The organism is Actinokineospora globicatena (assembly GCF_024171945.1).
In the GTDB taxonomy this organism is placed as follows: Bacteria; Actinomycetota; Actinomycetes; order Mycobacteriales; family Pseudonocardiaceae; genus Actinokineospora; species Actinokineospora globicatena.
In genome coordinates, this window is record NZ_JAMTCR010000005.1 from 370003 (window position 1) to 391580 (window position 21578).

The following is a 21578-nucleotide window of genomic DNA, read 5'->3' on the forward strand; positions in this document are numbered from 1 at the left end:
CGAGGTGTCTCCTCATCTATCCCGCGTGGCGGGTCGGAATTGGCACCGTGGTCGTCCGCCTCCTCGCGATGAGGAAGTGACGCGTACGCCGGTTGCCGGGGCTTCATCGGGCCGTTTCCCTCTGCCCCTCTGGATGAGCGGTATTCAGTTGTCGCCGGGGTCACCCGTGCGTGACGGCAACGGTACGGCACCGCCGGGCACCTCGGCCAGCCCGTTGCCCGCGCGCGCCCGGCCAGGCGCGGTCGGACCGGCGTGGCAGGATCGCGGGCGTGAACTCGCCCTCGGTCCTCCCCCCACCACTGCAACTGGTGTTGGGAGAAGAGGAACTGCTCATCGAACGCGCCGTCCGGGCCATCCTGGAGACCGCGCGGCTCGCCGACGCATCCGCCGACCTGACCAGGCTCAAGGTGGCTGATCTCACAGGGCCAGAGCTGGTCGAGATGGTCAGCCCGTCGCTGTTCGCCGAGGGCCGGGTGATCGTGCTCGACGCCGCGCACGAGGCCACCCAGGACATCGCCGCGCTGGTGATCAACTACACCAAGTCGCCCGCCGAGGGGATCGTGCTCGCCGTGGTGCACAACGGCGGCGGGCGCAAGGCGGGCAAGGACATCGTCGCCGCCATGAAGAAGTCCGGTGCCGTCGTCACCGAGTGCGCGAAGATCACCAAGGCCGCCGAGCGGGAGGCCTTCGTGCGCAACGAGATCCGCCGCGCCGGGGGCAAGACCGACCCCAGGGCGGTCGCCGCGCTGATCGACTCCGTCGGCTCGGACCTGCGCGAGCTCGCGGCGGCGTCAGCCCAGTTGGTGGCCGACGCGGCGGGCGACGTCAGCGAGGAGGCCGTGCGCCGCTACCACCGTGGACGCGCCGACGTCAGCGGCTTCGCCGTCGCGGAGAAGGCCGTCACCGGGGACGTCGCGGGCGCCATGGAGGCGTTGCGCTGGGCGATGCAGCTGGGAGTGCCGCACGTACTGGTCGCCGACGCGCTCGCCGACGCGGTCCGCACCGTGGCCAGGGTCGCAGGCGCGGGCCGCGCCGACCCGTTCAAGCTGGCCGGCGAGCTCGGCATGCCCGCCTGGAAGGTCAAGAAGGCCCTCGCCCAGTCCCGCGGCTGGAAACCGGCAGGCCTCGCGGCCGCGATGCGCGCCGTCGCCGAGGTCAACGCCGACGTCAAGGGCGTCGCCGCCGACGCCGACTACGCCCTGGAACGCGCCGTCCTCCGCCTCGCCGAAGCGCACCGCCAAGACTGACCACCATCCACAACGGTCACCGCTCCATCCGCCGTGGACAGCCCGAATAGGGCATGCCCCGTTCCGAGCACCCCCCGAAGATCCAGGGTATGGGGGCGTGTTGGTGGGTGGAAGCGTGCGATGCGGGCTGTGGACGGTGTGGGGGGTTGTGGACAAGTCGGGGGTCAGGGTTTGAGGGCTCGGCTGGCGAGGATCTCGTTGCGGCGGGCCAGGCGGTGTTGGCGGCGGATCTCGGCCTCGCGCAGGCGGCGTTCGTCTTCCTCGGTTTCGGGGGAGACGGCCGGGACGGAGCGGGGGGTGCCGTCGTCGTTGACGGCTACGAAGACCAGGTAGGCGGTGGCGACCTTGGTCGGGGCGACGCCCGCGCGGTCCCACGGCTCGGCCAGGACGCGGACGCCGACCTCCATCGAGGAGCGGCCCGCCCAGTTGACCTGGGCGTGCGCGTGCACCAGGTCACCGACGCGGACCGGGTGCAGGAAGGTCATGCCGTCCATCGCGGCGGTCACCGCCGGGCCGCCGGAGTGGCGCTGGGCGACCGCGCCCGCGACGTCGTCGACCAGCTTCATGACGACTCCACCGTGGACGGTGCCGAGCAGGTTGGTGTCCACCGCGGTCATGATGTGCGACAGCGAGGTCCTCGCCGCCGAGGTGGGCTTCGGGTCCAGGTCCATGGCCGCAGTCTCGCGCATACGGCAGCGGCGCCGCCCCCCGTGGGGAACGGCGCCGCGTGTGAGCCTGAGCTCAGCCGAGCTTGTTCACCCGCTGGGCCATCGCCGACTTCTTGTTGGCGGCCTGGTTGGGGTGGATGACGCCCTTGCCCGCGGCCTTGTCCAGCTTGCGGCTGGCCTCGGCGAGCAGGGCCTGCGCCTTGGCCTGGTCACCGGCCTCGGCGGCCTCGCGGAACTTGCGGATCGCGGTCTTGACCGAGGACTTGACGGACTTGTTGCGCAGGCGCGCCTTCTCGTTCGTCTTGATCCGCTTCAGCTGGGACTTGATGTTCGCCATAGGGGTGCTCCTCGAGGTCTAGTCCGGATCGCGCGCCGCTGGTGGACCGGGTGAGCGGTCGGGTGGCCCTGCTCGCGCAGGTCTCCTCCATGGCGGAGTGCCGCACGGCGCGACGAGCAAGGTTAACAGTCACCCGTCCGGCTGGTCCTCGTCGGGTGCCTTGCGGGGCCGACCGCGCTTGGCAGGCCCACCCGCCCCGTCCGGGAGCCGCCCCGCCTCGGCGAGGGCGCGCCGGAGCATGAACTCGATCTGCGCGTTGGTGCTGCGCAGCTCGTCGTTCGCCCACCGGGCCACCGCGTCGTGCACGGCGGGGTCCAGCCGCAGGAGGACCTTCTTGCGTTCGGTCATCAGTGGTAGAGCGAGCCCGCGTTGACGACGGGGTGGGCCTCGTGGTCGCTGCACAGCACCACCAGCAGGTTGCTCACCATCGCCGCCTTGCGCTCCTCGTCGAGGTCGACCACCTCGCGCGCGGCCAGCCGGTCGAGCGCCAACTCCACCATCCCCACGGCCCCCTCCACGATCCGCGCCCTGGCCGCGACCACCGCGCCAGCCTGCTGCCTGCGCAGCATGGCGCCCGCGATCTCCGGCGCGTACGCCAGGTGCGTGATCCGGGACTCGATGACCCCGACCCCGGCGGCCTCCACCCTGGCCGCGATCTCCGCCGAGAGCCGCTGGGTGATCTCGTCGGCGTTGTCGCGCAAGGACAGCCCGCGCTCGTCGCCGTGCGAGTCGTACGGGTAGGTGGTGGCGATGTGGCGCACCGCGGTCTCGGTCTGGATCGCGACGAAGGCGATGAAGTCGTCCACCTCGAACACCGCCCGCGCGGTGTCCTGGACCTGCCACACCACGACCGCGGCGATCTCGATCGGGCTGCCGTCGGCGTCGTTGACCTTCATCACCGCGGTCTCGTGGTTGCGGATCCTGGTGGACACCTTGCGCCGGGTGGTGAACGGGTTGACCCAGCGCAGCCCGTCGAGCCGCACGGTGCCGGTGTAGCGGCCGAGGAACTGCACGACCCTGGCCTCACCCGGGGCGACCATGGTCAACCCGCCCCCGGTGACGGCCGCGGCGATGGTGATCAGCACCCCGAACACGAGCGCGGCCACGCTCGCACCCTGGCCGAGTTCGATCTCGCCACCCAGCGCGACGACCCCCACCGCGGCGAGGGCGAGCCCGCCGAGCGCGATGACCACCGCCCCGGCGGCGATTGGCAGGCCTGCCGCCCCGAACGCGGGCTTCTCCCGGACGTGCGGCGCGGGCAACAACGGTCGGTCGAAGTCGTCGGGCGTGGTGTTCACGGGTGCCTCCAGGGGCTAGCTCAGCTCTAGCAAAGTGATATCACTTTTTCGCCGAGAGGGCTACCCCGGGTATGCCGAACAGGCCCGGTGCCGGGTCGGGCGGAGGTGGCTAGTGCCAGCCGTAGCGGGTGCGCAGGGTGTCGGCGACCAGCTCGAAGCGCTCGCGGTCCAGGACCGAGCCCTCGCGGCGGATGTCGTGCTCGCCGAGGCCGAACAGGCGGTCCAGGCGCAGGTAGGAGACGCGGCCGTTGCGGTCCCAGGCGCCGCTGCCCAGCTCGAGGGTCTCGTCCTCCTCGTGCGGGCGGGGCGGCTTGCTGGAGAGCATCAGCGCCCGCAGCGACGAGCCGGTGCGGCCCACGACCAGCAGCGGCCGGTCCTTGCCGCGCTCCGGGTCGTCCTCGTAGGGCACCCACGCCCAGACGATCTCGCCGGGATCGGCGTCGCCGTCGAGGTCGGGCGCGTAGCCGAGGTTCTCCGGCCGGTCGCTCGTCGGCACCTGCCACACGGCGCCGCTTGCGGGGCGCGGGTCGTCGTCGATCTGCACGGGACGCAGCGTAATCCCCGGCAGGCGGACGGGTGAGCTGGAACGGGACGCGCTGCGGTCGGCCGGGGTGGCGGGTAGGACTGGAACCGTGGAGTTCCTCAGCAGCCGCGTGATCATCCACCCCCGCGACCCCGAGCGGTCCCTGGCGTTCTACCGCGACACCCTGGGGTTGGCGGTGTTCCGCGAGTTCCCCGGCGGCACGGTCTTCTTCCTGGGCAACGGCCACCTGGAGCTCTCCGGCCGAGGCGGCCACGAGGCGAGCCCGGACGTCGCGCTGTGGGTGCAGGTCCGCGACATCGCCGAGGCGGCAGCCGAACTCCGCGAGCGCGGGGTCGAGTTCGAGCAGGAGCCGCGCCTGCAACCGTGGGGGCTGCACGAGGCCTGGCTCGCGGACCCCGACGGGGTGCGGATCGTGCTGGTGGAGGTGCCCCCGGAGCACCCGATGCGGCTGGACTCGCGCGAGCCGGGCTAGTCGACCGCCGCCCAGAGCCCCCGGTAGGGCGCCAGCCAGCCGTCGATCTCCGTGAGCGGCTCCGCGCGCAGTTCGTACCAGCGGCGCTGCGCGTCCCGGCGGACCCGGACCAGGCCCGCCTCGCGCAGCACCTTGAGGTGCTTGGAGGTGCCCGGCTGGGTCAGGCCCAGCTCCGCGACCAGTTCGCCCACCGACCGGGGCTGCTCGCGCAGCAGGTCCAGGATCCGCCGCCGGGTCGGTTCGGCCAGGACGGTGAAGGTGGTCGGCACCGGCTCAACATAACCGAGCGGGAATATACGGGGGCGGCGGGGCGACCCACCCGAACAGCCCGTCCGCCGTCGGGGCATGGGACGATGGACCTACCCCTGACCATGCGAGGACCTCGAGTGGCAACGTTCGCTGACACGACCTTCACGGCGCCGGAGCAGATCCGCAACTTCTGCATCATCGCGCACATCGACCACGGCAAGTCGACCCTGGCCGACCGGATGCTGCAGATCACCGGTGTCGTCGATGCGCGGGCGATGCGCGCTCAGTACCTCGACCGGATGGACATCGAGCGCGAGCGCGGCATCACCATCAAGGCCCAGAACGTGCGCCTGCCGTGGACGGTCAACGGGTCCGACCACGTGCTGCACATGATCGACACCCCCGGCCACGTCGACTTCACCTACGAGGTCTCGCGCGCGCTCGACGCCTGCGAGGGCGCGGTCCTGCTCGTCGACGCCGCCCAGGGGATCGAGGCGCAGACGCTGGCCAACCTCTACATGGCCCTCGACCGCGACCTGCAGATCATCCCGGTGCTCAACAAGATCGACCTGCCCGCGGCGGACCCGGACAAGTACGCCGCCGAGATCGCGCACATCATCGGCTGCGAGCCCGACGACGTGCTGCGCGTGTCGGCCAAGACCGGTCACGGCGTCGGCGAGCTGCTCGACGAGGTCGTGCGCCTCGTCCCGGCCCCGGTCGGCCAGGCCGACGCGCCCGCCCGCGCGATGATCTTCGACTCGGTCTACGACACCTACCGCGGCGTGGTGACCTACATCCGCGTGGTGGACGGCAAGATCACCCCGCGCGAGCGGATCAAGATGATGTCCACCGGCGCCACCCACGAGCTGCTGGAAGTCGGCATCATCTCCCCGGAGCCCAAGCCGAGCGCGGGCCTCGGCGTCGGCGAGGTGGGCTACCTGATCACCGGCGTGAAGGACGTCCGCCAGTCCAGGGTCGGTGACACGGTCACCTCCGAGCGCAAGGGCGCCACCGAGGCGCTGGCGGGTTACCGCGAGCCGCGCCCGATGGTCTACTCCGGCCTCTACCCCGTGGACGGCTCCGACTACCCGGACCTGCGCGAGGCGCTCGACAAGCTCCAGCTCAACGACGCCGCGCTCACCTACGAGCCGGAGACCTCCGCGGCGCTGGGCTTCGGCTTCCGCTGCGGCTTCCTCGGCCTGTTGCACCTGGAGATCACCCGCGACCGGCTCGAGCGCGAGTTCGGCCTCGACCTGATCTCCACCGCGCCCAACGTGGTCTACCGGGTGGTGCTCGACGACGGCAAGGAACTCGTCGTCACCAACCCGTCGGACTGGCCGGTCGGCAAGATCGGCGAGGTCTTCGAGCCGGTCGCCAAGTGCACGGTCATCGCCCCGAGCGACTTCGTCGGCACGATCATGGAGCTGTGCCAGGGCAAGCGCGGCCAGCTCGGCGGCATGGACTACCTGTCCGAGGACCGGGTGGAGCTGCGCTACACCATCCCGCTCGGCGAGATCATCTTCGACTTCTTCGACTCGCTGAAGTCGCGCACCCGCGGCTACGCCTCGCTCGACTACGAGGAGGCGGGCGAGCAGGCCGCGGAGCTGGTCAAGGTCGACATCCTGCTGCAGGGCGAGCCGGTCGACGCGTTCAGCGCGATCGTGCACCGCGACTCGGCCTACGGCTACGGCACCAGGATGACCACCAAGCTGCGCGAGCTGATCCCGCGCCAGCAGTTCGAGGTGCCGATCCAGGCCGCCATCGGCGCCAGGGTGATCGCCCGCGAGACCATCCGCGCCATGCGCAAGGACGTCCTCTCCAAGTGCTACGGCGGTGACATCAGCCGCAAGCGCAAGCTGCTGGAGAAGCAGAAGGAGGGCAAGAAGCGGATGAAGATGGTCGGTCGGGTCGAGGTGCCGCAGGAGGCCTTCGTCGCGGCACTGTCCACTGACGAGTCCGCCGACAAGGGCAAGGGCAAGAAGTAGCCCTAGTCCAGGGTGTAGTCGAGGCTCCAGGTGTGCTGGTCACCGTCCTTGGTGATCAGCAACGAGCCGGTGAGCCCGGTGAGTTCACCCGTTCCGGTGTCGGGCACGACGGTGACGACCAACGACTGGCCCGAGCTGTCGGCGGTGGCGGAGTGCTGGAGCACGAAGCTGCCGCCGCGGCCCGCCAGCGTGCCCGCGACCCGCTCGATCGCCACGTAGGCCGCTGACTGCGTCGCCGGGACCACCACGCTGGTCATGTGCACCTCGCTGGTGGCGGTCATGTCGCCCGCGAACGTCTTGCGCAGGGTCGTGTGCCCCAGGTCGACGCCGTCGCGCTGGTCGTACGGGGTCTCCGGCTCCCACGCGTCCACTGTGAACGTCCCACTCGCCCGCAAGTGCCTCTCCTCGCCTGTGGACAACTTCCGACGGTTGTCGGCCGCATGCGCGATTCTGGTCCCTGACGGTTCGAGACGAAAGGGGGACCGATGGCCCGCACCAACCCGTTACCGCGGTTGCGCAAGACCTGCCTGGCGCTGCCGGGGGTGACCGAGAAGATCAGCCACGGGTCGCCGTCCTGGTTCGCGCGCGGCGACAAGGGCATGTTCGTGTCCTTCGTCGGCGAGCACCACGGTGAGCGCTTGGCGTTCTGGTGCGTGGCGCCGCCCGGGGCGCAGGAGGAGATGGTGGCGGAGGACCCCGACCGGTTCTTCCGACCGCCCTACGTCGGGCACCGCGGGTGGCTCGGTGTGCACCTCGACGGCGACAACGACTGGGCGGAGATCGCCGAGATCGTGGACCAGGCGTACCGCCTGATCGCCACCAAGCGGTCGATCGCCGAGCTGGACGCCAGGGAGGGCTGACCGGGTCGCGCGGGTGGGCGGACAACCGGGGGCTCGCTGGGGCGTCTTGGTGGCGGGAAGGGCGGGTCGGTGACTCGGTGGTTGGCCAGCGACCCGGGGTGAGGCTGCGGCTTGGGTGGGCAGTGACTTTGGGCGGGGCAGTGAGTCGAGTCGAGTCGAGTGGTGGGAGGGGGCGGGTCAGTGGGTCGCGAGGAAGTCGAGTGCGGTGGCGTACTTGCGGCGGAGCCGGTCCTGGGTCGCCTGGTCGAGTTGGGCCAGGCGGTCGGGGGAGGAGTTGTCGGCGATGTCCACGTGCTTGACGGCGCGGGCGATCGGGTTGGCGACCACCCGGCCCAGGTAGTCCGACTGGGACTCGCCGGGGCGCTTGCTGATGGCGTCCACCGCGGCGACGACCTCGGCCGGGCAGCCCGCCTGGGCCAGGTCGGTGAGCGTGATGGTGGTGTCCTCCACCACGTCGTGCAGGACGGCGGTCATCCGTTCGTGGTCGGTGGCCACGCCCGCCATGACCCGCAGCGGGTGCTCGATGTAGGGCTTGCCGGACTTGTCGAGTTGGTCGCCGTGCGCCGCTCGGGCGATGCGGATGGCGTCGTCCAGGGTGAACATGCCGGAAAGGTAACCGGTGGTCGGCGAATCGCACGTCGATCACTCGATGGTGTTGCACACTGAGCGCGTCGGGCGCGGGTGAGGAGGGGTGATGGACGAACCGTGGGGTCTGTCCGGGCAGGAGTTCCTGGCCGCGTACTGGACCGCGATCGCTGTGGTGCTGGGGCTCGCGATCCTGGTGCGGGTGGTGTCGGTCGTGCGCGCGACCAACGCCGCCTCCCGGGACAACGGGCAGCTCGACCACTACGAGCTGGCCATGCTCGCGCAGGGGTCCAGTCGGGTCGAGCAGACGGCTCTCGCAGGCCTGATCAGCCGCGGCGCGGTGCGGGTGAACCGGGACGGCGTCATCAGCCCGACCGGGGCCGCGCGGCCCGCTGACGCGGTGCAGGACCAGGTGCTGCGGCTGATCGGCTCGTCGCACATGCTCAAGGGGCGTCGTGGCCTTGGTCTCGGTGACACGGACCTGTCCCGGCGATTAGCTGACGGCCTGTCCGGTCGCGGCTACCTGACCAGGGGCAAGCGCTGGGCGCGGCGGGTGCACCTGCTCTTCGGCGTGCTCTTCGTGGTGGCCCTGGTCCGCATGGTCAACGGCATCGCGTTGGAGCGACCGGTCACCTACCTCGCGTTGTCGCTGCCCGCCACCCTGGTGCTGTGGATCGTCGCCAGGGTGCTGGTCGGCTCGAAGTCGCGCCACGCCACCCGGCACGGTCGGGCCGTGCTCAACCGGGCCAGGCAGTCGGTGTCGAACCCGAGGTTCAGCGGGGCCGGTGTCGGCGCGGGGATGCTCGGGGTCGGTGTGCTGGCCCCGGTCGCCCTCTACGGCTGGTCGGGCTACCCGGACGAGGAGATCAGCGGCATCCTCCACCAGACCCAGTACCCGGCGACCAGCAGCGGTTCGGACTCCGGTTCCAGCTCGTGCAGCAGCGGGAGCAGCTGCAGCAGTGGGAGCAGCTGTGGCGGGGGCGGCTGCGGTGGCGGTGGTTGCGGCGGCTGACGCCGGTCGGGGTGCGCCGCGGGTGTGATGTCCGCGGCGAGCCGGGGCGGTGGCCGGGGTGCGCGGTACGGTCGAGCGGTGATCACCGAGTTGGCTGTGCCGATTGTCGTGGCTCCGATGGCCGGTGGGGTCAGTTCTCCCGCGTTGGTCGCCGGGGCGGTTGAGGCGGGGGCGTTCGCGTTCCTCGCGTCCGGGTACGTGACCGCGGATGTGGTGCGGGAGCAGATCGCGCGGACTCGGGAGTTGACCGGGAAGCCGTTCGGGGTCAACATCTTCGCGCCCAGCGTGGAGTCCACTGAGGACCTTTCGGGGTATGTGGACTCGGTGCGGGCGGAGGGGTTGGCCCGGTACGGGGCGGAGGCGGGAGCCGCGAAGTGGGATGACGACCACTACGCGGCGAAGGTCGACGCTGTCGTCGAGGCGCGGATTCCGGTGGTGTCGTTCACCTTCAACCTGCCCAGCGCCGAGGATGTCGCGCGGCTCAAGGAAGTCGGGTCGGTCGTGGTGGTCACTGTGACCACGCCTGAAGAGGCTGTCGCGGCGGCTGAGCGCGGTGCTGACGTGCTCTGCGTGCAGGGTGCGGCTGCGGGTGGGCACCGGGGTGTGTTCGTCGACGACCCCGCTTACCCGGGTGGCGGCCCGCTTTACGACTTGCTGCCCGCGCTCCGGTTGATCTCCGCCGAGGTCGACCTGCCGCTGATCGCCGCCGGTGGGTTGACGCACGGCGCCGATGTCGCGGCCGTGCTCGCGGCCGGAGCGGTAGCCGCACAGCTCGGAACCGTCTTCCTGCGGTGCCCGGAAGCGGGAACGGCGGCCCCGCAGCGTGCCGCGTTGGCGGAAGGCGGGCGGGAGACGACGGTGACCCGCGCGTTCACCGGGCGGCCTGCGCGTGGGCTGGTCAACCGGTTCATCAGCGAGCACCCCGACGCGCCCAGTGCGTATCCGGACCTGCACAACCTGACCCGGCCGGTGCGAGCCGCCGCGGGGAAGGCGGGCGACGCGGAGGGGATGTCGCTGTGGGCTGGTCAGGGCTATCGGTTCGCGCGGGAGGTGCCGGTGGGGGAGTTGGTGCGCGATCTCGCCGACGAGGCGCGTACGGCGGCGGGTGTCCTGGCGCGCAGGCTGGGTGTCGGCGACTGAGGCGTGTGCGGTTGCCCACAGACCAGGGCGGGCCGACCGGCGATCGGGCTTACTTTACGCGTAAGTAGATAAGCGGGGAGGCCGTCGGGTGATCACTGTGGACGCGGTGCGGGCGGCGGCGGGCAACGTGGCGCGCCGGGTGTTGTTCGGCGGGCTCGCCGACCACCGGCCGGTGCCGCGGACCCTGCTGGACCACGGCCGCACGCGGTCGGTGTTCGCCTACCACCGCCCGGCGCACGTGCGGCGCGACGGCGACCCGGTGCTGCTCATCCCGCCGCTCGCCGTCCCCGATTCGTGCTTCGACCTGCGTCGAGGGTGCAGCGTCGTCGAGCACCTGGTCACCGCGGGCAGGCCCACCTACGGCGTCGAGTACGGCGAGATCGGGTTCGCCGACCGGGACCTGGGGCTGGAGCACTGGGTCGAGGAAGTCCTGCCCAGCGCGGTCCGGACGGCGCACGAGCACTCCGGCGGCAAGCCGGTGCACGTCGTCGGCTGGTGCCTCGGCGGCATCCTGGCCGTGCTCACCGCGGCAGGCGCCGGTGCGCTGCCGATCGCGTCGCTCACCGTGGTGGCCAGTCCGTTCGACTTCACCGCGATCCCGCTGCTGTGGCCGGTCCGGCCGCTCGACACGCTCACCGGTCGGACGGCGTTCCCCGCCCTCTACCGGGCTTTCGGCGGTGTCCCCGCCCCGCTGGTGCGCCGGGCGTTCCAGATCAGCGCACTGGACAAGCAGATCACCAAGCCGTTCGCCATCGCCGCCAACCTGGCCGACCGCGACTACCTGGCCCAGATCGAGGCCGTCGAGCGCTTCACCGCCACCATGGTCGCCTACCCCGGTCGCGCCGTGGCGCAGATCTACCACCAGTTCTTCCTGGCCAACGCCCTCGCCAGCGGCAGCATCACCCTCGGCGGCGCGACCATCGACCTCACCGGGGTCACCCTTCCCACCCTGGTGATCGCGGGCCGCGAAGACGCCATCGCCCCGGCCCGCTCCGCGCGTGCCCTGGTCGACCTGCTCCCGAACGCCACGTTCAGCACCGCGCCCGGCGGCCACCTCGGTGTGCTCACCGGCCGCGCCGCCAGGGACAACACCTGGCCGTTGATCGACCGGTTCCACGCCGACGTCAGCGGGTGAAGACGATCTTCCCGGCGGTGTCGCCCGCCAGCATCCGCTCGAAGCCGGCGCGGGCGTCGGTCATCGGCAGCTCGGCGCCGATGCGGGGCCGGATGCCCGCCAGGTCGCAGAAGCGCAGCAGGTCGCCGAGCTCCTCGCGGGTGCCCATGGTCGAGCCGATGACCTGGAGCTGCAGGAAGAACAGGCGCTGCAGGTCGGCGCTCGGGTCGGGGCCGCTGGTGGAGCCGGACACCACGATGGCGCCGCCCGGCTTGAGCGCGCGCATGGAGTGCTGCCAGGTCGCCTTGCCGACGGTCTCGAAGACGGCGTCCACCCGCTCCGGGAGACGGGCACCGGACTCGAAGGTCTGGTGGGCACCGAGTTCCGCCGCCAGGGCCCGCTTCTCCTCGGTGCGGCCGGTGACCCACACCCGCATGCCCGCGGCGCGGCCCAGCTCGACCAGCGCCGTCGACACCCCGCCGGAAGCACCCTGCACCAGCATCGTCTGGCCGGGGCGCAGGCCCGACTTCACGAACAGCATCCGGTAGGCGGTCAGCCAGGCCGTGCCCATGCAGGCGGCCTCGGCGAAGGTCAGGCTGGTCGGCTTGGGCAGCACGTTGCGGGCGGGCACGACCACCGTGTCGGCGAAGGTGCCCTGGTGCTTCTCGGTCAGCAGGGTCCGCTTGGGGTCGAGCGTCTCGTCGCCGCTCCACGCCGGGTCGCCGATGACCGAGTGCAGTACCACCTCGGTCCCGTCGGCCAGCACCCCGGCGCCGTCGCAGCCCAGCGTCATCGGGAACTGCTCGGCCTTGATGCCCACGCCGCGCAGGGTCCACAGGTCGTGCATGTTCAGGCTCGCGGCCCTGACCGACACCGCGACGAACCCGTCGGGCACCTCGGGCTCGGGGCGCTCGCCCACGGTGAGGGTGGCCAGCGGGTCCTCGGGGCTGGGCGCGGAGGCGTAGACGGCGAACATGGGTCGAACATAGCCGTCCGCGCCCGCCGCGCGGGGTTAGGGCTACTCTCGGCTCGTGCTGCGAGGGCTCTCGGACTGGTGGAACGACGTGGAGCTGTGGCTGATCCAGCTGTCGTTCCCGCTGCAGTTCGCCCTGGTGATGGCGATCCTGCTGCCGCTGTGCGTGGTGCTGGCCTGGTTCATCGACCGGGTGGTCGACTACGCCTCCGCCCGGTTCGGGTCCTCGCGCGACGAGGCGCCCCTCGGCTCGCGCCAGGACCTCGATTCGTAGGCTGCCCCGGTGGGTTCGCGCAGACGCATCACAGTGGCGCTGGTCGGTCTGGTCCTCCTGGTCCTGGCGGGCTGGCTGATCAAGGACGCCGGTCCGGCCGCGCCCGAGGGCCCCGCCGCGCTCTCCAGCCTCCCCGCCGAGGCGGCCGCCACCTGGCACCTGATCGAGCGGGGTGGCCCGTTCCCCTACCCTGCCCACGACGGCACGACCTTCGCCAACCGTGAGCGCAGGCTGCCCGAACAAGCCCCCGACCACTACCGGGAGTACACCGTGCCTACCCCAGGCAGCCCTGACCGCGGCGCCCGCCGCCTCATCACCGGTACCGCCGGTGAGCTGTTCTACACCGGCGACCACTACGCCACCTTCGTCGCCGTGGACACCACCCGATGACCGACTACGCGGTCGACGGCACCGGTGTCCGCAGCAAGCGCGCCATGTTCAACACCCTGGCGGGCGCACTGTCCTTCCCGGACTGGTTCGGCCACAACCTCGACGCGCTCTACGACTGCCTGACCGACCTGTCCTGGCTGCCCGAGGGCGAGATCAGGCTGGTGTGGACGGACTCGACGGTGCTCGCCGCCGCCGACCCGGCCGGGTACGCGGGCATCCGCGAGGTGCTCGACGACGCCGTCGAGGGGTTCGCCACCCCGGGCCGGTCGCTGGCGGTCGTGATCTCGTAGCGGGTCAGGGCACCCAGGTCGGCTTGCGCTTCTGGGCGAAGGCGGTGATGCCCTCCTGCCCCTCCTCGCTGGCGAAGAAGCCCGCCGACAGCGCCAGCATCTCGGCGAAGTCCGCGGTCATGTCGGCCGGGCGCTCGCGGCGCAGCATGGCCTTGGTGCCCGCGAGCGCCTTCGGGCCGCCGAGGGCGAGCATCGAGGTGTAGCGGGCGACCTCGTCGTCGAGGTCGGTGCTGGGCACCGCGGAGTTGAGCAGGCCGATCTGCACCGCGCGGGCGGCGTCGAACTGCTCGCCGGTGAGGAACAGTTCGTGCGCGGCGCGCGGCAGCAGCCGGGGCAACAGGGTGACCGAGATGATCGCCGGGACCACGCCGATGCGGACCTCGGTGAGCGCGAAGGTCGCGGTGGTGGCGGCGACGGCGATGTCCGCGGCGGCGACGATGCCGACCCCACCGGCCCGCGCGGGCCCGGCCAGCTTCGCCACGACCGGCTTCGGGCTGGTCCAGATCTGCTGCAGGATGGCCGGGAACTCCTGGACGCCCTGGGCGGCGGCCGAGGCGCCACCGGCCTCCTTGAGGTCCATGCCCGCGCAGAACACCGGTCCTGTGTGGTCGAGGACGATGACCCGGACGGCGTCGTCCTCGGTCGCGGTGCTCAGGTGGGCACGCAGTTCCCGGCGCAGCTGCGCGGAGAGCGCGTTGCGGTTCTCCGGGGAGTCCAGTGTGATCCGTGCGATGCCCGCCTCGACCGCGTAGTGCACAAGCTCATCAGCCATGCCGCTCACCCTAGTGGCGTTAGTGGTGGTGGTAGGAGTGCACGACGGCGTGACCCTTGCCCCTCCCGATGAGCCACTTGTTCACCGGAACGGTCAGCGCGAACGCCACCACCAGCGAGAACGCCAGTGCCAGCCAGAACAGCGCGCTGGCCAGGCCCGCGTCCATCGCGCCGGGCACGACGAGCATCACGCCGTTGTCGACGATCTCCATCACCGTGATCGACACCGTGTCGGCCGCCAGCGCGATCCGCAGCGCCCTCGCGGCGGGGACGCCCGCGCGCAGCACCGGGCCGACGGTCAGCGAGTAGCCGAACACGAAGGCCAGCGCGATCGACAGCACGACTGTGGCCAGGTTCGACCAGCCGAGCGCGGTGCCGATCACCATGCCCAGCACCTCGCCGATCGCGCAGCCGGTCAGGCAGTGCAGCGTGGCGCTGATCGCCTGCTTCCAGGGGTTCACCGGGGTGTGTCCGTGGTGGTCCATGCCGCCGACTATACCCATGGGGGGTATGATGACCGCAGGGCGCGGGAGGGGCGCCCTGCGGTCTCGGTCACATCACCGGCGTCGGCGCGTCAGGTGACGATCGTCGTCGTGATCGCCGGGTTCGGGCTGGGGTAGCACGCGGCGGGCACGTTCACGTCCACGAACAGGACGCGCACCACCCCGGTCGCGGTCAGTCCCGGGTCGCTGAAGCCCGTGCCGTACAGCGAGGTCTCGATGGTTCCCGGTGCGCCCGCGGTGAGGTTGAGCGTGATCGTCGGCAGTTCGAAGGTCGACCCGCCGTTGACCGGTCCCGCCGCGGTGAGCGTCGCGACGCCCCCGGAGACCGAGAGGTTGGTGGCGCCGACCCCGGACCCACCGGAGAGCGAACTGGACACGTACGTCGAGTTCGCCGGGATCGGGACCTTGAACGTCAGGTTCTGCACCCGCTTGAGCGTGTAGGTCCCGACGGTCGCCGGGATGCTCGCGGCCTGCGGGTCGATCACCACGCTCAGCGCGCCACCGGCGGCCACGCTCGCGGGAGCGCTCACGTCGAGCGGCTGGGTGAGGGTCGCCGGGTAGGTCGTGCCGAGCGCGGTGGCCTGGCAGGCGTAGTTGACGGTCACCGGGACGGCGGCCGCCGGTGGGGCCAACGCCACCAGTGGTAGAGCGACGAGAGCGGCGATGGACAGGGCGCGACGCGATGTCGGCTTCATCAGGCACCTCGGACTCTTGTGTCGGACTTCGGATTCGGCCGCGCGGCGTAATCATGGTTGCGCCGTGCGGCCGAATCGGCAAATGCCCGTTCACGTAGTCGGCTGTAGGCACCTTGTGCACAGCGACTCTTCGGAGGCCCGACCCGCCCGGGCGGGCGACCCCCGACTCGACACATCGCCCCCGGCGCGCACCCACAAGGCCCAGCGCCCGGTTCCGGTCAGCGACCGGGGCGGCCACACGAGTGGAGTTCGCGTTTCGGTAAGGCAGCGGGACAGCGGTCAGGCGGTGCGCACCGCGCTGGAGGTGACCTCGTCGTACCGGTCGAGCACGACGTCGGCGACGGACGCGCCCAGCGGCTCGGCCACCGCGGCGTCCCCAGCCAGCGACCGCACGCGGTCCGGCAGCAGGCCCGGCGCCAAGAAGTACGACGCGACCGCGATCCGCCGCGCACCTCTAGCCCGCAACGAGGCGACAGCGGCGGCAACGTCAGGCGTGGCAGTAGAGGCAAACGCGGCTCTTACCCCGGACCACCCGTGGGTGTGTGCCCATCGCTCCGCGATGTCCGTGATCCGCGCGTTGGCGGGGGCATGCGACGAACCGGTGGCGGCGAGCACGACCCCCAGGTCCGGATCCCCAGGCGTGGCACCGACTTCGGCCAACCTACCGAGCAGGGCCGACTCCAGCTTCGGGTCCGGCCCCAACACATCACCGACCGTTGTGGACAGTCGAGGCAACCGAGACCGGGCCTCTTCAAGAAGTCCCGGTAGATCTACCCGCGCGTGAAAGGCCCGCCCGAGTAGAAGCGGCACAACAACAACCTGTCGGTGCCCCTCGGCATAGAGCCCGGAAAGCACCTCGAACACCGATGGCGTCGACAGGTCGAGGAAGGCCCCACGCACGTCCAACTCGGGCCGCAGGGCCCGGACGGCGTCGAGCAGGTCGCCCACGGCGGCCGCTGATCGGGGATCGCGGCTGCCGTGGGCAACACCGACAAGGGGGATCGAGTGCACGCCGCGCCTAGTTCTTCCGGAGCCCGCGGGCGTTGAGCGTGATCTTCTCCACCGGGGCGAACACCAGCAGTTCGATGCCCACGCCCACGAACAGGATCAGGATGATGCCGGTGATCACCATCGGCATGTCGAACAGCGACATGCCGTTGTGCAGGAACTGGCCGAGGCCGTCACCGAGTTCCGGCGAGGACGCGATCAGCTCGGCCGCCATCAGCGACCGCCAGGAGAACGCCCAGCCCTGCTTCATGCCTGCCAGGTACCCGGGCAGCGCGGCGGGCAGCAGGATGTGCCGGGCGTTGGCGAACGTGCCCGCGCCCATCACCTTGCCCACCCTGGGCAGGATCGGCGGGATCTGGTCGATGCCCGCCACCAGCCCGTTGGCGATCGAGGGCACCGCGCCCAGCAGCACCACCATGTAGATCGTGGTGTCGGTCAAGCCGAACCAGATCACCGCGGCGGGCACCCAGGCGACCGACGGCAGGCTCTGCAGGCCCGACACCAGCGGTCCGATCGCCGCGCGGACCAGCTTGACCCTGGCCAGCAGCAGCCCGAGCGGGGTCGCGATGCCCAGCGCGATGACGAACCCGATCACCGCCCGGTGCACCGACGTCCACAGGAACTCCCACACCTGGCCGGTCTCGACCAGGCCCCAGAAGACCTCGGCGATGGTCCCCGGCGAGGGCAGTTGGTGCTCGGGCAGCCACGCGGTCGCCCACACCGCCTGCCACACCGCGACGAACAGGATCGCCGCCCCGATCGGCGGCAGCACCGCCGCGCCGATCCGGCGGGCCCGCGAGCGCTGCGGACCGGCGTTGGGCGCGTCGAGCGCGTCGAGACCGCCGATCGCGCCGTCGACCTCCTCGGCGGTGGCCTCGGTCGGCACGTGCTCGGTGCCCTTGTCGTCCTTCGTGTCCTGGTCAAGCCGCGGCATGGGTGCTGATCACCTCTCGCAGCTTCGCGCCGATGGTGTCCACGGCGACCAGTTCGTCGGCGCCGGTGAGCCCGTTGACGTCCCACTCGTCCACGACCCGGCCCGGGCGCGAGGACAGCAGCACGACGCGCTGGCCGAGCCGCACCGCCTCGCGCACGTCGTGGGTCACGAACACCACCGCGGTCCCGGTCGCCCGCCACACGCGCAGCAACTCGGCCTGCAGCAGGTCGCGGGTGATCGCGTCGAGCGCGGAGAACGGCTCGTCCATCAGCATCAGCGCGTGCTTGCCGTCCGCCGAGCCCTGGATCGCCGAGGCCAGCGAGCGGGCCAGCGCCACCCGCTGGCGCATGCCGCCGGAGAGCTCGTGCGGGCGCTTGCGGCCCGTGCCCTCCAACCGCACCAGGCTCAGCAGCTCGGTGACCCGGGCGGCGCGCTCGGCGCGCCCCACCCCGGCCAGCCGCAGCGGCAGCTCGATGTTGCGGTTCACGGTGAGCCAGGGCATCAGCGCGTGCTCCTGGAACATCACCGCGGGGCGCGAGGTGGTGAGCGTGATCCGACCGGACGTGGGCTGCTCCAGTCCCGCGATCAGGTTGAGCAGCGTGGTCTTGCCGCACCCCGAGGCACCGACCAGGCAGACGAACTCACCTGGTCGGACCGCGAGGTCGATGCCGTCCAGCGCGGTGACCGCCTGCCGCCCGGCGCCGAAGACCTTGTGCAGGCCCTCCAACCGGACGGCGTGCTCGGTCCCCACCGCGTTCTCCAGTGCCACTGCCATCTCGCGCCCCTCTCTCCTCGCGCCCCGCGTCCTACTACTTCGAGTCCAGGCCCGCGGCGTCCACAGCGGACTGCCCCGATCCGGTGAGCACCTCGTTGAGCAACCTCAGGTCGAGGAAGCCCTTCACGTCGGTCTCCTTCTGGGCGACCTTGGCGGTGACCGCGTCCTTGCTCAGCTGCGGCAGCAGCGCGGCGTACGGGTCGAGGGTGAAGTTGAGGTTGGTGAACGCGCGGTCGATGGTGGCCGCGTTGAGGTCCTTGCCGGTCAGCGCCTTGAGCTGGGCGTTGACGGCGGTCTTGGCGCCGGGGACGTCCTTCTTGGTGACGTCGACGCTGGCGACCAGGCCCTTGAGCAGCGCCTTGACGGTGTCCGGGTGGTCGTTGAGGTACGTGGTGGACACGATCAGCACGGTGGTCGGGAACTCGCCGCCGGGCCACAGGTCCTTCTCGTCGAGCAGCACCTTGGCGCCCGCCTCCAGCACCAGCCGCGACGACCACGGCTCCGGCAGCCACGCCGCCTGCACGCTGCCCTTCTTGAACTCCTCCAGCGCCAGCGCGTTCTCGGTGTTCTGCACCTTCACCTTGTCGGTGAGCTGCTTGTCCGAGAGCCACTTCTTCAGCGCGATGTCCTGGGTGTTGCCCAGCTGCGGGGTCACCACGGTCTTGCCGACCAGGTCCTGCTCGGAGTTGATCTCCGGCTTGACCACCAGCTGCGCGCCGCGCGAGGCGGTGCCCGCCACCAGGCGCACGGCCTTGCCGTCGGACTTGCCGAAGGCGTTGAGCGAGGGGCCCGAGCCGATGAAGGTCGCGTCGAGCGAACCGCCGTAGAGGGCGTTGACGGCCTCACCACCGGCGTTGAACTTGGTCGGCACCAGCTTGGTGCTGCCCAGCTCCTTGGTGAACAGGCCCTGCTCCAGCCCGATCAGCGCCGGGGCGTGCGTCACGTTGGGGAAGTACCCCAACCGCAGCTCGGCGGCGGGGCCCTTGCCCGCGCTCGGGGCTCCGCTGCTCGCGGGGGCGGAGCCGGAGTCGCCCGAGTCCGCACGGGAGCAGCCCGCCAGGACACTGGCGAGGGACAGGGCTACAGCGGCTGCGGCTAAGACGCGGGATCGCTTCACTTCGGTGGGGCCTTTCCAGGGAGGTGGAGTGCTACTACTACGGGCCGGGGGAGACGAGGTCTCCCGCCGTGCTCGCGTCGGTGGGACCGGTCGACGCCAGGGCTTGCAACCCGGCGCCGACCAGACCCGCCGCCAACGTCGACCCGTCGGCGGCGTCGATCACCAGGAACGCCCCGGTGCGTCGGTTGACCGCGTAGTCGTCGACCGGCAACGGCTCGGCGACGCGCACCAGCACGCGGCCGATCTCGTTGAGGTTCAACGACTCCGGGTCGGGTACGGCGGTCAGCTTCTGCTCGTCGAAGCGGGCGTTGAGCTCGCTCACGGCCGCCTGCACGGTGCGCGCGCCGTGCTTGACCAGCACCCGGGCACCCGGGCGCAGCGGCTTGTCGGAGAGCCACGCCACGGTCGCCTCGAACTCGTCGACCGGCAGCGGTGGCGCGGTGGCGACGGCGATCAGGTCGCCGCGGGAGATGTCGATGTCGTCGGCCAGCACCAGCGTCACCGACCGGCCCGCCTCGGCCTCGGCCAGCTCGCCGTCGGGGGTGTCGACCCTGGCGACCGTGGTGCGCAGCCCCGAGGGCAGCACGACCACCTCGTCACCGGGGCGGACGGTGCCCGCCGCGACCTGGCCCGCGTAGCCGCGGTAGTCGGTGTGCTCGGCGGTGTTGGTGCGGATCACGTACTGCACCGGGAAGCGCAGCGGCGCGTCGTGCGGGTCCGGCTCGACCGGGACGTTCTCCAGGTGCTCGAGCAGCGTCGGGCCGACGTACCAGGGGGTGTGCGCCGAGCGCTCCACCACGTTGTCGCCGACCAGCGCCGACACCGGGATGGACAGCACCGAGCCGAGCGGGTAGCCCAGCGCGGTGGCGTGGTCGGTGAACTCCTTGGCGATCACCTCGAAGGTCGCCTCGTCGTAGGCCACGAGGTCGACCTTGTTGACCGCCAGCACCAGCCGGGGCACGCCGAGCAGCGCCAGCACCGCGGCGTGCCGGCGGGTCTGCTCCAGCACCCCCTTGCGCGCGTCGACCAGCAGCACGGCCAGCTGCGCGGTGGACGCGCCGGTGACGGTGTTGCGGGTGTACTGCACGTGGCCCGGGGTGTCGGCCAGCACGAACGAGCGCTTGGGCGTGGCGAAGTAGCGGTAGGCCACGTCGATGGTGATGCCCTGCTCGCGCTCGGAGCGCAGCCCGTCGACGAGCAGCGACAAGTCCGGAGTGGACAGTCCCTTGTCCACGCTCGCGCGGTGCACGGCGTCGAGGGTGTCGGCCAGCACCGACTTGGTGTCGTAGAGCAGCCTGCCGACGAGGGTGGACTTCCCGTCGTCGACGCTGCCCGCCGTGGCCAGGCGCAGCAGGTCCTGGGTCGTGTCTGCCATTAGAAGTAGCCCTCCCGCTTGCGGTCTTCCATGGCGGCCTCGGACAGCCGGTCGTCGGCGCGGGTCGCGCCGCGCTCGGTCAGCCTGCTCGCCGAGACCTCGGCGATCACCTCGTCGAGGTCGGCGGCCTCGGACAGCACGGCACCGGTGCACGAGCCGTCGCCGACGGTCCGGTAGCGGACGGTCAGCTCCTCGGTCGGCTCGTCGGCGCGCGGGCCGAACCACGGACCGGCCGTCAGCCACATACCGTCGCGCTGGAACACCTCTCGGGTGTGCGCGAAGTAGATGGACGGCAGCTCGATCGCCTCGCGCTTGATGTAGCGCCAGACGTCGAGTTCGGTCCAGTTGGACAGCGGGAACACACGAACGTGTTCGCCCGCGCGGTGCCTGCCGTTATAGAGGTTCCACAGTTCGGGACGCTGGCGCCGCGGCTCCCACTGGCCGAAGGAATTGCGTAGGCTGAAAATTCTTTCCTTCGCCCGGGCGCGTTCCTCGTCGCGGCGCCCGCCGCCGAAAACGGCGTCGAACTTGTTGGTGGTGATGGCATCGAGCAGCGGAACCGTCTGCAAAGGATTTCGCGTTCCGTCCGGCCGCTCTTCCAGTCGACCGTCGTCGATGAAGTCCTGCACGCTGGCCACGACGAGGCGTAAGCCGTAGCGCTCGACGGTGCGGTCGCGGAACTCGATGACCTCGTCGAGGTTGTGCCCGGTGTCGACGTGCAGTAGCGGGAATGGGACGGGTGCGGGCCAGAACGCCTTCACCGCGAGGTGGAGCAGTACGGTGGAGTCCTTGCCGCCGGAGAACAGGATCACCGGTCGGTCGAACTCACCCGCCACCTCCCGGAAGATGTGGATGGCCTCGGATTCCAGGCGCGCCAACGCGTCGAGCGGGTGGTGCGTCCGTTGTGGGCGCTCGTCCGGCCGCGGCGCGGCGTGGTCGTTGTCGGTGTTGAGTGTCATGTC

Annotated in this window: 28 protein-coding genes and 1 riboswitch; of the genes, 10 read left to right on the top strand and 18 right to left on the bottom strand. The window is 71.1% G+C overall.

Annotated features, from left to right (window positions below; genetic code table 11):
• Positions 1-9: 9 nt before the first annotated feature.
• Positions 10-140, bottom strand: a riboswitch (SAM riboswitch).
• A 129-nt stretch (positions 141-269) separates the two neighbouring features.
• On the top strand, positions 270-1247 hold the full coding sequence (gene holA, locus LV79_RS25320) for a DNA polymerase III subunit delta (RefSeq protein WP_253840734.1): 978 nt from the start codon (positions 270-272) through the stop codon (positions 1245-1247).
• Positions 1248-1411: 164 nt separating this feature from the next.
• On the opposite strand, the gene LV79_RS25325 is transcribed toward holA, so the two are convergent.
• The 5 genes from LV79_RS25325 to LV79_RS25345 form a co-directional block, all read right to left on the bottom strand.
• Positions 1412-1918 carry an acyl-CoA thioesterase gene (locus LV79_RS25325; protein ID WP_253840735.1) on the bottom strand — a complete coding sequence of 169 codons (507 nt, stop codon included), beginning with the start codon at positions 1916-1918 and terminating at the stop codon, positions 1412-1414.
• A gap of 70 nt (positions 1919-1988) precedes the next feature.
• Entirely contained in the window at positions 1989-2252 is a 264-nt protein-coding gene (gene rpsT / locus LV79_RS25330) for a 30S ribosomal protein S20 (protein ID WP_253840736.1), read from the bottom strand.
• A gap of 129 nt (positions 2253-2381) precedes the next feature.
• A complete protein-coding gene (locus tag LV79_RS25335) occupies positions 2382-2600 on the bottom strand; it encodes a type II toxin-antitoxin system antitoxin (protein ID WP_253840737.1) in 219 nt (72 codons plus the stop codon).
• On the bottom strand, positions 2600-3550 hold the full coding sequence (locus LV79_RS25340) for an SPFH domain-containing protein (RefSeq protein WP_253840738.1): 951 nt from the start codon (positions 3548-3550) through the stop codon (positions 2600-2602). The genes LV79_RS25335 and LV79_RS25340 overlap by 1 nt, the downstream gene beginning before the upstream one ends.
• A gap of 109 nt (positions 3551-3659) precedes the next feature.
• Complete coding sequence (locus LV79_RS25345; protein WP_253840739.1) at positions 3660-4094, bottom strand: type II toxin-antitoxin system PemK/MazF family toxin; 435 nt, start codon at positions 4092-4094, stop codon at positions 3660-3662.
• A gap of 88 nt (positions 4095-4182) precedes the next feature.
• Between LV79_RS25345 and LV79_RS25350 the strand changes: the two genes are divergently transcribed.
• On the top strand, positions 4183-4566 hold the full coding sequence (locus LV79_RS25350; protein ID WP_253840740.1) for a VOC family protein: 384 nt from the start codon (positions 4183-4185) through the stop codon (positions 4564-4566).
• Here LV79_RS25350 and LV79_RS25355 read toward each other — a convergent pair.
• The gene (locus LV79_RS25355; RefSeq protein ID WP_253840741.1) at positions 4563-4835 is read right to left on the bottom strand and encodes an ArsR/SmtB family transcription factor; all 273 of its coding nucleotides are present in this window, start codon (positions 4833-4835) and stop codon (positions 4563-4565) included. The genes LV79_RS25350 and LV79_RS25355 overlap by 4 nt on opposite strands.
• A 117-nt stretch (positions 4836-4952) precedes the next feature.
• On the opposite strand from LV79_RS25355, the gene lepA reads away from it, so the two are divergent.
• A complete protein-coding gene (lepA, locus tag LV79_RS25360) occupies positions 4953-6800 on the top strand; it encodes a translation elongation factor 4 (protein WP_285470486.1) in 1848 nt (615 codons plus the stop codon).
• A 2-nt stretch (positions 6801-6802) separates the two neighbouring features.
• On the opposite strand, the gene LV79_RS25365 is transcribed toward lepA, so the two are convergent.
• Entirely contained in the window at positions 6803-7195 is a 393-nt protein-coding gene (locus LV79_RS25365; protein ID WP_253840743.1) for a DUF3224 domain-containing protein, read from the bottom strand.
• A gap of 90 nt (positions 7196-7285) precedes the next feature.
• Between LV79_RS25365 and LV79_RS25370 the strand changes: the two genes are divergently transcribed.
• A complete protein-coding gene (locus LV79_RS25370; RefSeq protein WP_253840744.1) occupies positions 7286-7660 on the top strand; it encodes an MmcQ/YjbR family DNA-binding protein in 375 nt (124 codons plus the stop codon).
• Between the two features lie 177 nt (positions 7661-7837).
• Here LV79_RS25370 and LV79_RS34115 read toward each other — a convergent pair whose 3' ends face one another.
• Positions 7838-8263 (bottom strand): HD domain-containing protein, encoded by a 426-nt coding sequence (locus tag LV79_RS34115; protein ID WP_285470487.1) that lies wholly within the window; start codon positions 8261-8263, stop codon positions 7838-7840.
• Between the two features lie 91 nt (positions 8264-8354).
• Between LV79_RS34115 and LV79_RS25380 the strand changes: the two genes are divergently transcribed.
• From LV79_RS25380 to LV79_RS25390, 3 genes are all read left to right on the top strand, one after another.
• Entirely contained in the window at positions 8355-9257 is a 903-nt protein-coding gene (locus LV79_RS25380) for a TIGR04222 domain-containing membrane protein (RefSeq protein ID WP_253840745.1), read from the top strand.
• A gap of 78 nt (positions 9258-9335) precedes the next feature.
• Positions 9336-10397 carry a nitronate monooxygenase gene (locus LV79_RS25385; RefSeq protein ID WP_253840746.1) on the top strand — a complete coding sequence of 354 codons (1062 nt, stop codon included), beginning with the start codon at positions 9336-9338 and terminating at the stop codon, positions 10395-10397.
• A gap of 91 nt (positions 10398-10488) precedes the next feature.
• Positions 10489-11532, top strand: a complete 1044-nt coding sequence (locus LV79_RS25390) for an alpha/beta fold hydrolase (protein ID WP_372495482.1) — start codon at positions 10489-10491, stop codon at positions 11530-11532.
• Here LV79_RS25390 and LV79_RS25395 read toward each other — a convergent pair.
• A complete protein-coding gene (locus tag LV79_RS25395) occupies positions 11522-12487 on the bottom strand; it encodes a zinc-binding dehydrogenase (protein ID WP_253840748.1) in 966 nt (321 codons plus the stop codon). The genes LV79_RS25390 and LV79_RS25395 overlap by 11 nt on opposite strands.
• 55 nt (positions 12488-12542) lie before the next feature.
• On the opposite strand from LV79_RS25395, the gene LV79_RS25400 reads away from it, so the two are divergent.
• From LV79_RS25400 to LV79_RS25410, 3 genes are read left to right on the top strand one after another with little or no spacing between them, the layout of a single operon-like run.
• Entirely contained in the window at positions 12543-12758 is a 216-nt protein-coding gene (locus tag LV79_RS25400) for a hypothetical protein (protein ID WP_253840749.1), read from the top strand.
• Between the two features lie 9 nt (positions 12759-12767).
• A complete protein-coding gene (locus tag LV79_RS25405; RefSeq protein ID WP_253840750.1) occupies positions 12768-13148 on the top strand; it encodes a guanyl-specific ribonuclease in 381 nt (126 codons plus the stop codon).
• Positions 13145-13438, top strand: a complete 294-nt coding sequence (locus tag LV79_RS25410; protein WP_253840751.1) for a barstar family protein — start codon at positions 13145-13147, stop codon at positions 13436-13438. Before LV79_RS25405 ends, LV79_RS25410 begins: the two co-directional genes overlap by 4 nt.
• A 4-nt stretch (positions 13439-13442) precedes the next feature.
• Here LV79_RS25410 and LV79_RS25415 read toward each other — a convergent pair whose 3' ends face one another.
• From LV79_RS25415 to cysD, 9 genes are all read right to left on the bottom strand, one after another.
• A complete protein-coding gene (locus tag LV79_RS25415) occupies positions 13443-14210 on the bottom strand; it encodes an enoyl-CoA hydratase family protein (RefSeq protein WP_253840752.1) in 768 nt (255 codons plus the stop codon).
• Positions 14211-14229: 19 nt separating this feature from the next.
• Entirely contained in the window at positions 14230-14694 is a 465-nt protein-coding gene (locus LV79_RS25420; protein WP_253840753.1) for a DUF4396 domain-containing protein, read from the bottom strand.
• 89 nt (positions 14695-14783) lie between these two features.
• On the bottom strand, positions 14784-15407 hold the full coding sequence (locus tag LV79_RS25425; protein ID WP_253840754.1) for a cyclase: 624 nt from the start codon (positions 15405-15407) through the stop codon (positions 14784-14786).
• Positions 15408-15686: 279 nt separating this feature from the next.
• On the bottom strand, positions 15687-16409 hold the full coding sequence (locus LV79_RS25430; RefSeq protein WP_253841196.1) for a sirohydrochlorin chelatase: 723 nt from the start codon (positions 16407-16409) through the stop codon (positions 15687-15689).
• 16 nt (positions 16410-16425) lie between these two features.
• The gene (locus LV79_RS25435; protein ID WP_253840755.1) at positions 16426-17349 is read right to left on the bottom strand and encodes an ABC transporter permease; all 924 of its coding nucleotides are present in this window, start codon (positions 17347-17349) and stop codon (positions 16426-16428) included.
• Positions 17336-18124, bottom strand: coding sequence for an ABC transporter ATP-binding protein (locus LV79_RS25440; protein WP_253840756.1), 789 nt, complete (start codon positions 18122-18124; stop codon positions 17336-17338). The genes LV79_RS25435 and LV79_RS25440 overlap by 14 nt, the downstream gene beginning before the upstream one ends.
• 34 nt (positions 18125-18158) lie before the next feature.
• The gene (locus tag LV79_RS25445) at positions 18159-19241 is read right to left on the bottom strand and encodes an ABC transporter substrate-binding protein (protein WP_253840757.1); all 1083 of its coding nucleotides are present in this window, start codon (positions 19239-19241) and stop codon (positions 18159-18161) included.
• Between the two features lie 37 nt (positions 19242-19278).
• Complete coding sequence (locus tag LV79_RS25450; RefSeq protein WP_253840758.1) at positions 19279-20616, bottom strand: sulfate adenylyltransferase subunit 1; 1338 nt, start codon at positions 20614-20616, stop codon at positions 19279-19281.
• Positions 20616-21575, bottom strand: coding sequence for a sulfate adenylyltransferase subunit CysD (gene cysD / locus LV79_RS25455; RefSeq protein WP_253840759.1), 960 nt, complete (start codon positions 21573-21575; stop codon positions 20616-20618). The genes LV79_RS25450 and cysD overlap by 1 nt, the downstream gene beginning before the upstream one ends.
• Between the last annotated feature and the right edge of the window lie 3 nt (positions 21576-21578).